Annotated in this window: 13 protein-coding genes; 7 read left to right on the top strand and 6 right to left on the bottom strand. The window is 71.8% G+C overall.

Translation table 11 applies throughout. The features are described 5' to 3' along the window. Positions 1-96: 96 nt before the first annotated feature. From K7787_RS11750 to K7787_RS11770, 5 genes are all read right to left on the bottom strand, one after another. Entirely contained in the window at positions 97-495 is a 399-nt protein-coding gene (locus K7787_RS11750; protein ID WP_223001361.1) for a PIN domain-containing protein, read from the bottom strand. Next, positions 492-731: a type II toxin-antitoxin system CcdA family antitoxin gene (locus tag K7787_RS11755; RefSeq protein ID WP_223001362.1), complete on the bottom strand. Its 240-nt coding sequence runs from the start codon at positions 729-731 to the stop codon at positions 492-494. The genes K7787_RS11750 and K7787_RS11755 overlap by 4 nt, the downstream gene beginning before the upstream one ends. Before the next feature lie 186 nt (positions 732-917). Next, the gene (locus tag K7787_RS11760) at positions 918-2240 is read right to left on the bottom strand and encodes a GH1 family beta-glucosidase (protein ID WP_223001363.1); all 1323 of its coding nucleotides are present in this window, start codon (positions 2238-2240) and stop codon (positions 918-920) included. 90 nt (positions 2241-2330) lie between these two features. Next, complete coding sequence (locus K7787_RS11765) at positions 2331-2597, bottom strand: protealysin inhibitor emfourin (RefSeq protein WP_009188519.1); 267 nt, start codon at positions 2595-2597, stop codon at positions 2331-2333. A 21-nt stretch (positions 2598-2618) separates the two neighbouring features. Continuing rightward, positions 2619-3692, bottom strand: coding sequence for a M4 family metallopeptidase (locus tag K7787_RS11770; protein ID WP_009188518.1), 1074 nt, complete (start codon positions 3690-3692; stop codon positions 2619-2621). Between the two features lie 389 nt (positions 3693-4081). Between K7787_RS11770 and leuA the strand changes: the two genes are divergently transcribed. Next, positions 4082-5803, top strand: a complete 1722-nt coding sequence (leuA, locus tag K7787_RS11775; protein ID WP_009188517.1) for a 2-isopropylmalate synthase — start codon at positions 4082-4084, stop codon at positions 5801-5803. A 183-nt stretch (positions 5804-5986) separates the two neighbouring features. After that, positions 5987-6685 (top strand): tellurite resistance TerB family protein, encoded by a 699-nt coding sequence (locus K7787_RS11780; protein WP_223001364.1) that lies wholly within the window; start codon positions 5987-5989, stop codon positions 6683-6685. Between the two features lie 51 nt (positions 6686-6736). Here the strand turns inward: K7787_RS11780 and K7787_RS11785 are convergent, their stop codons facing one another. After that, a complete protein-coding gene (locus tag K7787_RS11785; protein ID WP_027758133.1) occupies positions 6737-7297 on the bottom strand; it encodes a GNAT family N-acetyltransferase in 561 nt (186 codons plus the stop codon). A 335-nt stretch (positions 7298-7632) separates the two neighbouring features. Between K7787_RS11785 and K7787_RS11790 the strand changes: the two genes are divergently transcribed. The 5 genes from K7787_RS11790 (at position 7633) to K7787_RS11810 (ending at position 13251) form a co-directional block, all read left to right on the top strand. Beyond that, the gene (locus tag K7787_RS11790) at positions 7633-8385 is read left to right on the top strand and encodes an SCO2525 family SAM-dependent methyltransferase (RefSeq protein WP_043260807.1); all 753 of its coding nucleotides are present in this window, start codon (positions 7633-7635) and stop codon (positions 8383-8385) included. Positions 8386-8482: 97 nt separating this feature from the next. Then, complete coding sequence (locus tag K7787_RS11795; protein WP_223001365.1) at positions 8483-10327, top strand: SCO2524 family protein; 1845 nt, start codon at positions 8483-8485, stop codon at positions 10325-10327. Positions 10328-10330: 3 nt separating this feature from the next. After that, on the top strand, positions 10331-11248 hold the full coding sequence (locus tag K7787_RS11800; protein ID WP_019982285.1) for an SCO2523 family variant P-loop protein: 918 nt from the start codon (positions 10331-10333) through the stop codon (positions 11246-11248). 22 nt (positions 11249-11270) lie between these two features. Further along, positions 11271-12236, top strand: coding sequence for an SCO2522 family protein (locus tag K7787_RS11805; protein ID WP_223001366.1), 966 nt, complete (start codon positions 11271-11273; stop codon positions 12234-12236). Position 12237: 1 nt separating this feature from the next. Then, positions 12238-13251, top strand: coding sequence for an SCO2521 family protein (locus tag K7787_RS11810; protein ID WP_223001367.1), 1014 nt, complete (start codon positions 12238-12240; stop codon positions 13249-13251). Positions 13252-13284 lie beyond the last annotated feature (33 nt).

Below are 13284 nucleotides of genomic sequence, written 5' to 3' on the forward strand. Positions count from 1 at the left end.
TCACGGCCGCACAGCTGAGGGCGGCCTCGCGCTTCCCAGGGTACGACGGGCGGGTGACAACGCCGTAAGTGTTTTCGGCTGACCGGGAGGGCCGCCTCAGAGGCGGATCACCTTGACCCGGGGACCGCAGAGCTTGCGCAGGTCGTCGGCGTCGGAGGTGAGCACCGCCACCGGGGGCGGCTGGCGCAGGGCCGTCTCGGCGACGGTGGCGTCGATGGCGTACTTGTGGCCGTGCAGACCGGCCTGCTTGAGGAGCTTCGCCGCCGCCTTGGCGGACTGCTCGGTGACGGGTTCGATCTTCGTCCGCGACAGGGCCCAGTTCAGCCGGGCCATGCTGGTTCCCCCGTGGGAGACCTCGATGATGGTGTTGGCGGAGACGACGAGGTCCCCGCCGCTGATCTCCAGCGCCTTGAACAAGGCCGCCGTCTTCCGGTCCTGGGCCATCCAGGCCGAGAGGCCCTCGGAGTCGAGGACAAGGGTGGCGATGTGTGTCACGCAGCTTCCTGTTCCGCTTCGTCGTCACCGGTGAGGCGGGCGAACGCCTCCGCCAGCTCCTCTTCGGTGAACGCACCGTGCTCTTCCTGGTGGCGCCGCAGATCCTCGGCGAGCAGTTCACGCCGGATCCTCGACGCCAGCGCCTCCGTGGCGAACCCGGAGATGTTGTCGGTGAGGCCGCGCGCTGCCTCCACGAGTTCCTCCGGGACGGTGATGGTGATCTTCTTGGTGGCCATAGGGGCACCATACTGCGATATGGCGTTCCGTGTCTCCGGCTTCATTCCACCGGGCGAACGCCCGTCCGCCGCCGACCCGGCCCGCTCATCCGATCAACGCCCCGGCCGGGCAAAGGACACGGGCAATTGCCACACGCGCCGTCGCCGGACCCCGCGCTCGCGCTCTGCCCACGCCCCGCGCGCCGGTCACCGCTGGGCGCGCAACGCCTCCTTGAACCACTCGTACGAGGCCTTCGGCGTGCGCCTCTGGGTCGCGTAGTCGACGTGGACCAGGCCGAAGCGGCGGGTGTAGCCCTCCGCCCACTCCCAGTTGTCCAGCAGGGACCACACGAAGTAGCCGCGCACGTCCACGCCCGCCGTCAGGGCGCGGTGCAGGGCGCGCAGGTGGCCGTCCAGGTAGGCGATCCGGTCCTGGTCGTCCAGGCCCTCGTAGGCGCAGCCGTTCTCGGTGACGACGACGGGCGGGAGGCGGTCGCCGTAGCGGTCGCGGAAGCCGGTCAGCAGCTCGGTGAGCCCCTCCGGGACGACCGGCCAGCCGAAGTCGGTGACCGGGTACCCCTCGATCTCGCGCAGCGTGAAGGGCAGCCCGGCGGGGACGCGGACCCCGCCGATCTCGGTCTCCGCGTCCTGCGGGGCGCCCACGCGGGCGGGGGCGTAGTAGTTGATCCCGTACCAGTCCAACGGCTCCGCGATGATCTCCAGGTCCGCCGCCACGTCGCCCGGCATCAGCTCGCCGAGCCCGGACGGGTAGCGCCTGAGGAGCAGCGGATCGGCGAAGAGGCGGTTGAGCAGGATGTCGTAGGAGTCGGCCGCCGCCATGTCCGTCTCCGCCCGCGACGCCGCCCAGGTCGGGCCGTGCGAGTTGGCGATGCCGATGTCGCGGGCCCCGGCCGCGCGCAGCGCCCGCACCGCGAGGCCGTGCGCGAGGAGCTGGTGGTGGGCGACCGGGAGCGCGTCGAACAGCAGCCGCTCGCCGGGGGCGTGCACGCCGAGCGCGTGGCCGAGCAGGGTGTGCTCGGCCGGCTCGTTGAGGGTGATCCACTTGTGGACGCGGTCGCCCAGCCGTTCGGCGACCGTCGTCACGTACGCGGCGAACCGCGCCGCCGTGTCCCGCTCCCGCCAGTCCAGCCGGGCCGGCAGGTCCCAGTGGAAGAGGGTGGGGACGGGGCGCACCCCGGCCGCGCACAGGTCGTCCACGAGCCGGTCGTAGAAGTCGAGCCCGCCGGGGGCCAGGACGCGGGGCCAGGAGACGGAGAAGCGGTAGGCGTCCACGCCGAGTCCGGCCAGCAGGGCCACGTCCTCCCGGTGCCGGTGCACGTGGTCGCAGGCGACCGCCGCCGTGGAGCCGTCCCTGATCCGGCCCGGCCCGGCGGCGAAGGCGTCCCACACGGACGGTTCGCGCTCGTCGGCCGCGCCCTCGATCTGGTGGGCCGAGGTGGACACGCCCCACAGGAAGCCGTCCGGGAACCGGGGGAGCGGGCTGGGCGGGACGCCTGCGTCAGTGGCCATGCGCGGATCATCCGTACCGTCGGCGGGGGAAGTCAACGCCCTTGCACGCGGCGGGAGTTACCCTCTCCCCTCAGTTCTGTGGCCCCTTGGTCACGCTCCTTCCTTGAGCACGCGGGAGATCAGCTCGCGCTGGTCCTCGGTGAGGCGGGGATCGGCGGCGCGGATCGTGCGGCCGTCCACGGTGATCTCGTAGCTGAAGCCGTCCGGGACCACCGCGGGCGGTGTGCTGTGGCCCGCGGCCAGCACCTTCTCGGCCAGGGACCGCCACTCCTGGGCGTCGGGCCGCCCGGTGACGTCCACCTCGGCGCGCCGCTCGATGCCCGCGAACCCGCCCGTACGCCGTACCTGAATACGCATGGCCCCGTGTCTAGTACGGATTCACGCCGTCCGCACCCCTACCTGTTCCCATGCCTTCTTCACGCCCTCGAGTTCGTCCCCCGCGCCGTACCTCTCCCGGGCCGCCTTGACGGTGAGGGTGGCGAAGTCCGCGAACTGGGCGTCCGACTTGAGCTTGCCGCCGGTCAGCACGTCGTACCAGATCTGGCCCGCCTTCTCCCAGGCGTGGCCGCCGAGCGCGGTGGCGGCGAGGTAGAAGGCGTGGTTGGGGATGCCGGAGTTGATGTGCACGCCGCCGTTGTCGCTGCCGGTGTGGACGTAGTGGTCCATGGTGGCCGGCTGCGGGTCCTTGCCGAGGACGTCGTCGTCGTAGGCGGTGCCGGGCGCCTTCATGGAGCGCAGCGCCTTGCCGGTGACGCGCGGGGCGAGCAGGCCCGCGCCGATCAGCCAGTCGGCCTGGGCGGCGGTCTGGCCGAGGGTGTACTGCTTGATCAGCGAGCCGAAGACATCGGAGACCGATTCGTTGAGCGCGCCGGACTGGCCCTGGTACTCCAGGTTGGCGGTGTGCTGGGTGACGCCGTGCGTCAGCTCGTGGCCGATCACGTCCACCGGGATGGTGAAGTCGAGGAAGATCTCGCCGTCGCCGTCGCCGAACACCATCTGCTCGCCGTTCCAGAAGGCGTTGTTGTACTTCTCGTCGTAGTGCACGGACGCGTCCAGCGGCAGTCCGCGGCCGTCGATGGAGTCGCGCTTGTAGGCCTTCAGATACAGCTCGAAGGTGGCGCCGAGGCCGGAGTAGGCGCGGTTGACGCTGGCGTCCTTGCCCGGCTGCTGCCCCTCCGAGCGGACCTTGCGGCCGGGCAGGTCGGTGCCGTGTCCGGCGTCGTAGACCGTGCGGTGCGGCTGGCCGGCCTGCTTGCCGGCGGGCGGGGTCACGGCGGCGGCGCCGGTGACGGTGGTCAGATGGCGCCGGGTGCGCTCCATGGCGTCGCGCTGGAGGGTGCGGCGCGCCGGGCCGTGCAGCGCGGGGTCCTCGTTGCGGGCGAGGCGGTCGAGGACGTGCGGCGGGACGATGGTGCAGAAGACGGGCTCGAAGCCCCCGTGAGTCGTCGTCATGCTTCGACCATTGCACTGCGTTACGCCAATGTCACTACCTGCAACCTTGATTGGTGAAATACCGGGTCAAGGCGGTTGCGGGACGGCCGCGCAGGGTAAAGGGCGGTTGCGTGGAGTGACCCCGGGGTGATCCCGGCGGCCGGCCGGCGTGACCTCGCACACGTTTTGTCCGGTTCGTCCCCCCGGTTTCGCATACTGGACGAGGCCCGCGCGTCCGGCGCGGCTCGGCTAAGGTGCACAGCATCATGCTTTTCGGGCTGCTTCTCCTTAGCTGCCGCGGCGAGGGCCTGTAGTCGAGGCCGACCCCCTCCCCGCGGAGTCTGGCGTTGCGCCGTCGGCCGCCTTTCCGGCCCCGCACCCTGCGGACTTCCCGAGGAGCCCACGCCACCATGGTCAACCGCCAGCAGCCCAGCCCCATGCCGGTCCACAAGTACGGCCGCTACGACCAGGTCGACATCCCCGACCGCACCTGGCCCGAGAAGCGGATCACCGCCGCCCCCCGCTGGCTGTCCACCGATCTGCGCGACGGCAACCAGGCCCTGATCGACCCGATGTCGCCCGCCCGCAAGCGCGCGATGTTCGACCTGCTGGTCAAGATGGGCTACAAGGAGATCGAGGTCGGCTTCCCGGCCTCCGGCCAGACCGACTTCGACTTCGTGCGCTCCATCATCGAGGAGGAGGGCGCGATTCCGGACGACGTCACGATCTCCGTACTGACCCAGGCCCGCGAGGACCTGATCGAGCGGACCGTGGAGTCCCTGAAGGGCGCCCGGCGGGCCACCGTCCACCTGTACAACGCCACCGCGCCGGTCTTCCGCCGGGTCGTCTTCCGCGGCTCCAAGGACGACATCAAGCAGATCGCCGTCGACGGCACCCGCCTGGTGATGGAGTACGCCGAGAAGCTGCTGGGCCCGGAGACGGAATTCGGCTACCAGTACAGCCCGGAGATCTTCACCGACACCGAGCTGGACTTCGCGCTGGAGGTCTGCGAGGCGGTCATGGACGTCTACCAGCCGGGCCCGGGCCGCGAGATCATCCTCAACCTGCCCGCCACGGTGGAGCGGTCCGCCCCCTCCACGCACGCGGACCGCTTCGAGTGGATGCACCGCAACCTGTCCCGCCGCGAGTACGTCTGCCTGTCCGCGCACCCGCACAACGACCGCGGCACGGCCGTCGCCGCCGCCGAGCTGGCCGTCATGGCCGGCGCCGACCGCGTCGAGGGCTGCCTGTTCGGGCAGGGCGAGCGCACCGGCAACGTCGACCTGGTCACCCTGGGCATGAACCTGTTCTCGCAGGGCGTCGACCCGCAGATCGACTTCTCCGACATCGACGAGATCCGCCGTACGTGGGAGTACTGCAACCAGATGGAGGTCCACCCGCGCCACCCGTACGTGGGCGACCTGGTCTACACGTCCTTCTCCGGCTCCCACCAGGACGCCATCAAGAAGGGCTTCGACGCCATGGAGGCCGACGCCGCGGCCAAGGGCGTCACGGTCGACGACATCGAGTGGGCCGTGCCGTACCTGCCCATCGACCCCAAGGACGTCGGCCGCTCCTACGAGGCCGTCATCCGCGTCAACTCCCAGTCCGGCAAGGGCGGCATCGCCTACGTCCTGAAGAACGACCACAAGCTGGACCTGCCGCGCCGGATGCAGATCGAGTTCTCGAAGATCATCCAGGCCAAGACGGACGCCGAGGGCGGCGAGGTCACGCCCAAGGAGATCTGGTCGGTCTTCCAGGACGAGTACCTGCCCAACCCGGACAACCCCTGGGGCCGCATCCAGGTCAAGAACGGCCAGTCCACCACCGACACCGACGGCGTGGACAGCCTGACCGTCGAGGCCCAGGTGGACGGCGAGGACACCGTCCTGACCGGCTCCGGCAACGGCCCGATCTCCGCGTTCTTCGACGCCCTGCACTCCATCGGCGTGGACGTACGCCTGCTGGACTACCAGGAGCACACGATGAGCGAGGGCGCCTCCGCGCTGGCCGCCTCGTACATCGAATGCGCGATCGAGGACAAGGTCCTGTGGGGCATCGGCATCGATGCGAACACGACACGTGCGTCGCTGAAGGCGGTCGTCTCGGCCGTCAACCGCGCCGCGCGCTGACCGCACTGACCGGTGCTTTCCGGGCTCCGGCCGCCTCCACGGGCGGCCGGAGCCCGTTCTTCACGGCATCGGTAACCGGCCAGGTCACGGAAAGGTCTCGTCCGGGGTACTGACTCAGCCTCACCGATGTGGCTAACATCACGCCAGCGCGGCGATGTTGCCGCGAGGTTACGGAGGTGCGACGTGCTGCCAGTACGGGGACGAAACGGCCGTGCCGCCGGGCTTGCCCGCATCCTGGGCACCCGCACCTCGTGGACGCCGGTCGGCGACGGCGAGTTCTTCTGCCCCGGCTGCGGCGGCGACCGCAACTACCAGCGACTGAGCGGCAAGCGGCGCTTCACCGTCCTCGGGATGCCCGTGCTGCCGCGCGGCGCGGCCGGACCGGTCGTGGAGTGCGCCGCCTGCCGCGGCCACTTCGGCACCGACGCCCTGGACCATCCGACCACCAGCCGCTTCTCCGCGATGCTCCGCGACGCCGTGCACACCGTCGCCCTCGCCGTGCTCTGCGCGGGCGGCGCCGGCTCCCGTACGGCGCTGGAGACCGCGGCGGCCGCCGCCCGCGCCGCCGGGGTCGCCGACTGCTCCGAGGAGCAGCTGGCGGCCCTGGTGGAGGCGCTGGACGCGGACACCGGCCGGGTCTACGAGGAGCAGGCCTGCGCCACGGGCCTGGCCATAGAGCTGCACGAGGCGCTGGACCCGCTGGCCCCGCACCTGGCCGCCGCCGGCCGTGAGTCGATCCTGCTCCAGGCCGCCCGGATCGCCCTCGCGGACGGCCCGTACACCCCGGCCGAACGCGACGCCCTCGCCACCGTCGGGGCGGCGCTGACCATCTGCGCGGACGACGTGAGCCGCCTGCTGGCGGCGGCCCGCACGCCGTCCTGAGCCCCGGCCGGTTCCTCGGGGTGCGATTTCGACGGCGTGGGGCGGGCGGCCTCAGCGGGCCGGCGTCAGCTCCAGACGCAGCACCTGGCGGTCCATGCCGGGCCCGAAGTAGTCCCGGCGCAGGCCACCGTCCGGCTCCTCGGGGCGAAAGCCCAGCGAGCGGTAGAGCAGGATCGCGGCCCGGTTGGCGGGCTCCACGGTGAGCCGGACCCGCTCGATCCCGCCGCGCCGCAGCCGGGCCAGCACCTCGACCATCAGCTCCCGGCCGAATCCGTTGCGGCGGCGGTCGTGGGTCACGCACAGGCCGAGGATCCAGCTGTCGCGGTCCAGCGCCGTGGTGCCGGCCAGCACATAGCCGCGCAGCCGGCCGGCGCCGTCGTCCAGGACCAGGAAGTGCTCGCCGTACATGTCGAAGAGCTGGCGCAGCAGGAAGCCCGGATAGGCGACCTCCTGGAAGACCTCCTCGTCAAGACGCTGCAGCTCGGGCAGATCGGACTCCCGGGCCGTGCGCAGGACCGGCGGCCGGGGTTCGGGGAACGGCGCCTGTGCCGCGAGCCGCTCGCGGCGGTCCGAAGGGCGTTCCAGGGATCGTTCCATCGGCTCGGCTGTCATTCGCCACCCCCAGTCGGACGTACAGGCGTCAACGCGACGGACACCGGCGTAACCCGAAGGGAGGAGTCGAGGTTCGGTAGCGGCCGGTGGCTCGTTCTCGCTAGAGTGGGCCGCCCAACTCCTCATATGCAAGGGCGAGTTAGCGTGTGCGCCCAGATGTGCTGACATGCGCCCGGGTGCCCCCTGCACATGGGGAGTGGCGCGTTCCCGGCTTTCTGCGCTCCCCTCGTGGGCCTACCGTGCGGGGAACGGGGATGCCGCTTCATTCGCCGATGTCCATGGCTCGCGAACGGCACACGGACTTGCTCGGAAGACGAACGGAACGCGGCAGGGTGATGATGGATCGCAACGCTGACGCCCCTTGGTCGAAGTTCGATCCAGAGGTGTACGTCGACAACAACTACCGCACGCCGCTGGAGGCGGACCTCCAGATCGTGCGGCTGCTGCGCGACCACTTCGGCCGGTGTCTCGCCGACGTCGCCCCGCGGTCGCTGCGCGGCGTCGACGTCGGGGCCGGCGCGAACCTCTACCCGGCGCTCTCCATGCTCCCCTGGTGCGCCAAGGTCCTGCTGCTCGAATACGCCGAGCCGAACGTCGAGTACCTGGAGAAGCAGACCTCCCCGGCCGGCTTCGACCTCGCCTGGGACGCGTTCTGGGACGTGCTCAGGGAAGGCCCCGCCTACCGGGACGTCGAGCCCAGGGGCCGGGTGAGCGAGATCGTCCGGGTCGAGCGGCTCAACCTGTTCGACCTCGACGGACAGCGCCGCTGGGACATCGGGACGATGTTCTTCGTCGCCGACTCCATGTCCGAGTGCCCCGAGGAGTTCGCGCGCGGCGTGTCCTGCTTCATGAACGCGCTGGAGCAGGACGCGCCCTTCGCCGTCGCCTTCATGAAGGAGTCCGTCGGCTACGACGTCGGCGAGCACCGCTACCCCGCCTACCGGGTGAACAAGGCGGTGGCCACCGAGAGCCTGGCCCCCTTCAGCGCCGAGCTGGAGATCCACGATCTCGACCACGTCGTGCGGCCCGGCCACGAGGGCATGCTGCTCGCCCTGGGGCGGCGGAATTCGGAGGTCGCCGTCCCCTAGGAGGGAGATTGCCGCCCCCTGGGAACGGGGACCATGACGGGGCGGGGGCGGGGAGCGGTTCAAGGCAGGCATCGGGATCTGTACGAGGGGTGCGGGGATGCAGATCAAGCCACGGCAGCATCTGCTGGACATCTGGCGGGCCATGGCCCGGCATTCGTTCGACGACGGAAAGCTCGTCCTGGAGGCCACCGACGGGCTGAGCAGCGTCGCCGACGCCGAGCGCCTGCTCTGCCTGCTGTACCCCGCCACCGAGGTCCCCGCCTTCCGCCTCGACCAGCCCGACACCACCGAACGGGACGTGCTGCGCGCCCTGGAGGGGGTCGGCAGCCGGCTGGAGATCCCGCCCAACCTGATCACCGCGCTGACCCAGTTCATGCGCACCCACACCGGCCCGGACGACAGCCCCACCTTCGCCGGCGGCCACTACTTCAAACCGTCCGACCCCAAGCTCGAACTCACGTATGAGCAGAGTCAGTTAGGCGTCGTCGACTCCTACTCGATGTCCGTCACGCTCTGCCTGGCCACCCTCGGCTTCCTCAAGGTCTACGAGGGCACCACCAGCCGCCCCGAGGTGCTGCGGGCCATCGCGGAACTGCGCGAGGCCACCAACGCCCGGCTGACCTCCGCGATGATCAGCCTGCTGCGCTCCTTCACGGTCAACGTCTTCGACGCCGAGTCCGAACAGGGCCGCCGGCTGATCCAGGTCATCGGGCAGAACAGACAGTCCGAGCGGGCCGTCCTGCAGCAGTTCTCCCGCCGGTTCCGCCCCCTGCGCGCCACCATCATCGAGAGCCTCAGCCGCGGCATCCAGGTCGACGAGAGCATCCGCGACGAGACCCAGCTCTTCGAGTGCGGCTGGGCCTGGGGCGTGGTGCAGGACGCGCCCAAGATCACCGACCTGGACACCGAGGTCCCCGGCCAGCCCGACGGCATCGCCGACCGGCTCCCGTACGTGTACTTCACCGTGGTCGCCCTCGACGGCATCCAGGACCTGTTCTCCGAGCGCACCCTCACCCTCGGCCTGCTCGACGCCGACCAGCAGAAACTCGCCGAGGCGCTGCGCCTGCGCTGGGAGCTGAGCCAGCAGTACTGGTCGGCCGTCGCCCGCTTCGGCAGCGAACGCTGGCCGCTGGAGGACCTGCCCTGGCAGACCACCGGACTGCGCCTGGAGTCCGAGTACTTCTCGCTGACCGTCGCCGCCATCCTCGTGCACGACCTGATCCGCCGGAAGGCCACCGACGACGACCTCACCCGCACCGTCGCCATCATGGAGCGCCTGGCCGACCGCGGCCGGGTCACCAGCCGGATGACCAAGGAGGACCCCATCCTCCGTATGCACAGCTCCGGCGTCACCATGCCGCTGGCCGGCTCCGACCGCTCCGGCGGACTGCTCCTGTGGCGGATGACCGACTTCTCCGCCCAGCTGCTCAAGCGGACCGTCCAGCTCGCCACGCTCTCCCGCAACATCGACGCCCAGGACCGCCTGCTGCGCCTGGCCGAACAGGTCTTCGAGCACCTGTGGGACCGGCGCATCCAGGAGGGCGACGGCCTCGAACTCTGGGACGACGTCCGGGCCGTCTACCCCGAGGCGCGCGGCGTCGGCCCCCGGCTGTCCTGGAGCATCACCGAGCGCCTCACCGAATGCCTCGTCGCCGCCCGCAACCTCTACGAACAGCAGCCCATCCGCAGCCCCGAACTCGCCCAGCTGGCCCGGGACCTGCTCAGCGAGGCCACCCACCTGTTCGGCAAGGAGCAACTGGAGGCGTCCGCCACCGGGGACGGCAACCGGGCCCGGACCATGCGCAGCATCGAAAGCCGCCTCGACCGCGCCCGCGTCCTCCTGGACGAGCGGCCCGCCACCGCCTTCGCGCTCGCCCTGCCCGTGCTCCAGGAACTCGACACCCTGGCCCAGGCCAGGGGCGCCGCGACACAGGAGGTGTGAGCCGTGCTCGTCTTCGCCGCCTCCGACAAGGGAGGCACCGGCCGCTCGGTGACCAGCGCCAACCTGGCCTACCAGCGCGCCCTCACCGGCGACCACGTCGCCTACGTCGACTTCGACTTCGGCTCGCCGACCGCCGCCGCCGTCTTCGACGTGCCCAGCGCGATGCGCGGCGCCGAGGAACGCGGACTGCACTCCTATCTGGAGGGCGAGATCGCCGAACCGGTCCGGATCGACGTCTGGCGGCAGACCGAGCACCCGCTGCTGCGCGCCCGGCCCAACCAGTCCGGCCGCCTCGTCCTGCTCCCCGGCGACGCCGGCGGCGGCGAGTTCGCCACCGGCGAGGAGGCCCTGGAGCGCTGCATCGACCTGCTGCTGCGGCTCAACGGCGAGTTCGACCTGATCGTGGTCGACCTCAGCGCCGGCCGCAGCTACGCCGTCGACATGGTCCTCGCGGCCACCGCCCACCCCCGGATGCGCAACGTCCCCTTCCGCTGGCTGGTCTTCCACCGCTGGACCCGCCAGCACGTGATCGCCGCCGCCGGACTGGTCCACAAGGCGCACGGCATCATCAAGGGCGGCGTGGAGCGCGGCCACGACGAGGACGCGCTGCGCGCCGCGATCCGCTTCGTCCGGGCCGCCGTGCCCGACCCCGAGTCGCCGGTGTGGGCGCAGGGCTCGCCCGCCCAGGCCGCCTGGATGCAGGCCTGCGACGAGACGTTGCGCCGGCTCGCCGCCGAACAGCGCATCGGCGACAGCGTCGTCCTCGGCATCGTCCCCCTGGAGCCCATCCTCCAGTGGCGCGAGCAGCTCATCACCGAGGAGGACGTGCTCTCCACCCAGATAGCCAACAAGGAGACGCTGGAGGCCCTGGAGGAGATCGCCCGGCGGCTGACCGACGACTCCTACTGGGGGCGGCCATGAACCGGCCTTACGGAGGGCGGCGATGACGGAGGCAGTGTTCCGCGAGACGACCGCCGAACCGCGCACCCAGTCGGTGCCGCTGTCCCACCTCTCCCTGGAGCTGGGGCACCTCTACATGGAGGACTTCGAGGCCGGGCCGCGCCGGCTGCGCGAACACTTCGCCCAGGTCGGCCCCTGGGTGGCGGCCGCCCGCGCCGCCGCCGAGGCCCGCGCCGGCGGCCGCCGCCCCCGGATCAGCACCTGCTTCCTCATCGACGACTACTTCACGCGCTTCTCCAGCCCCGCCGAACTCGTCCCGCTGCTGCTCGCCGAGGCCGACCGGGCCGGACTCGAGATCGACTACCTGGCCCGCGAGTCCGGCTGCGCCGTCACCGGCACGGTGCCCGTCGCCCAGGCGGTGGCCGCCCGCATCGTCGAGTCGCCGCCGCCCGGCAGCTACGGCAACCGCCCGCCCGCCGCCCAGACCGGCTGGCTGGCCAACGGCGAGCGCAGCCCCGTGGCCCGCGCCCCGCAGGCGATGAAACCGGCCGCCGCCTGGCAGCCGCCCCAGGAGACCGCCGCCCGCCGCCACTCCGTCTTCCTCGACGTCGAACTGTGGAGCGAGGACGCCGACGGGCGCCGCACCTGGTCCTGCCCCTTCCTCGCCGCCGTGTGGCAGCTCGCCCGGCTCGGACTGCTGCGCGCCGAGGGCGAACCCCTCTTCACCCCCGATCCGCACCCCGGCGGCGACTTCCCCGACGACTGGGACGAGCTGCCCTCGCTGGTCCGGCTCAACGCCCGCGCGGACCCGTTCGCCGCCTACCGGACCTGCTCGGTGCTGCCCAACCGGTTCCTGCCCGTCGAGCACGCCGTCCGCGTCGTCCTCGACCAGACCGAGGTGGACACGGCGGCGCTGCGCCAGATCGCCGAACGCTCCGCCCACGAGGGCGTGCCCGTGCCCGACTCGGTCGCCGACCGGGTCTCCTACGTCTTCTACGCGGGGCCCTGACATGGCGGGGCCGGGAGTGGAGGAGAGCGCACCGAGCGCCGTACTCGCCTGCGGCGAGATCCGCACCTGCCTGCTGCCCACCCGGCAGGCGCTCGACATCCGCGCCGCCGCCCAGCTCCTCGGCCTGCGCGCCGACGAACGCGTCCTGCTCTCCGAACGCCCCAACCTCTACGCCCGCTCGCCCGACACCCTCACCGGCGTCGACTGCCCGCTGCCCAGCGCCAACGGCGCCCGGGTCCGCGCGGTCGGCACCGTCGCCGCCCGGGCCGCCCTCACCGAGGGCCGCGTCCTGCAGACCTCCGCCTACTTCCGCCTCCCCGCCACCGGCCCCGACCAGCGCCGGCCCTGGGGCCACTACCTGGTACGGCCCGGAGTTCTGGAACCCTTCGGCAAACTGCCCCACGAGGCGGTCGCCCAGGGCGTCCTCGACGGCGGCCGGCCCGGCGACCTCGACGTGGGGCTCATCGCCGACGGGCTGCTCACCCGGTTGCTGCGCCACCCGCTGCTCGACCACTGCCCGCCGCTGCGCTCGCGCCCCACCCGGCTGCGGTGGGCCGCGCTGCCCGCACACCCCGGCGACGGCCCCACCCTCGAACGCTTCACCCTCGCCGAGGACGAGCTGCGCACGGTACGGCTCAGGGTGCCCGAGGGCACCGACAGCGCCGAGATCGCCGGGCTCTGCGACGACCTCGCCCTGCACGACTGGCTGCTGACCACCGTGGTCCGCATGCTCGACGGCATCGCCCTCGGCTCCGGGGCGCCGCCCGCCCGCACGAGACCCGGCGCCGAGGACCGCCCCGCCGTCCTCACCACGCTCCGCCCCGCCGTCGACCACCTGCTGCACCTGTGGATGCCACGGGCCCGGGTGGCCGCCGCACTGGCCCCGCTGTGGGAGGCGCTGGAGGAGCGGCCCGGCTTCACCCGGCAGTGGCGGACGCTGGTGCAGCGCATCCGCGACCAGCTCGCCCTGCACGCCGTTCCCGCGCTGTACCGGGAGGTGGAGCCGGCTCCCTGAGCGGACGCCCGACCAGGTCACGCACGTCCCCGC

Source organism: Streptomyces sennicomposti (assembly GCF_019890635.1).
In the GTDB taxonomy this organism is placed as follows: domain Bacteria; phylum Actinomycetota; class Actinomycetes; order Streptomycetales; family Streptomycetaceae; genus Streptomyces; species Streptomyces sennicomposti.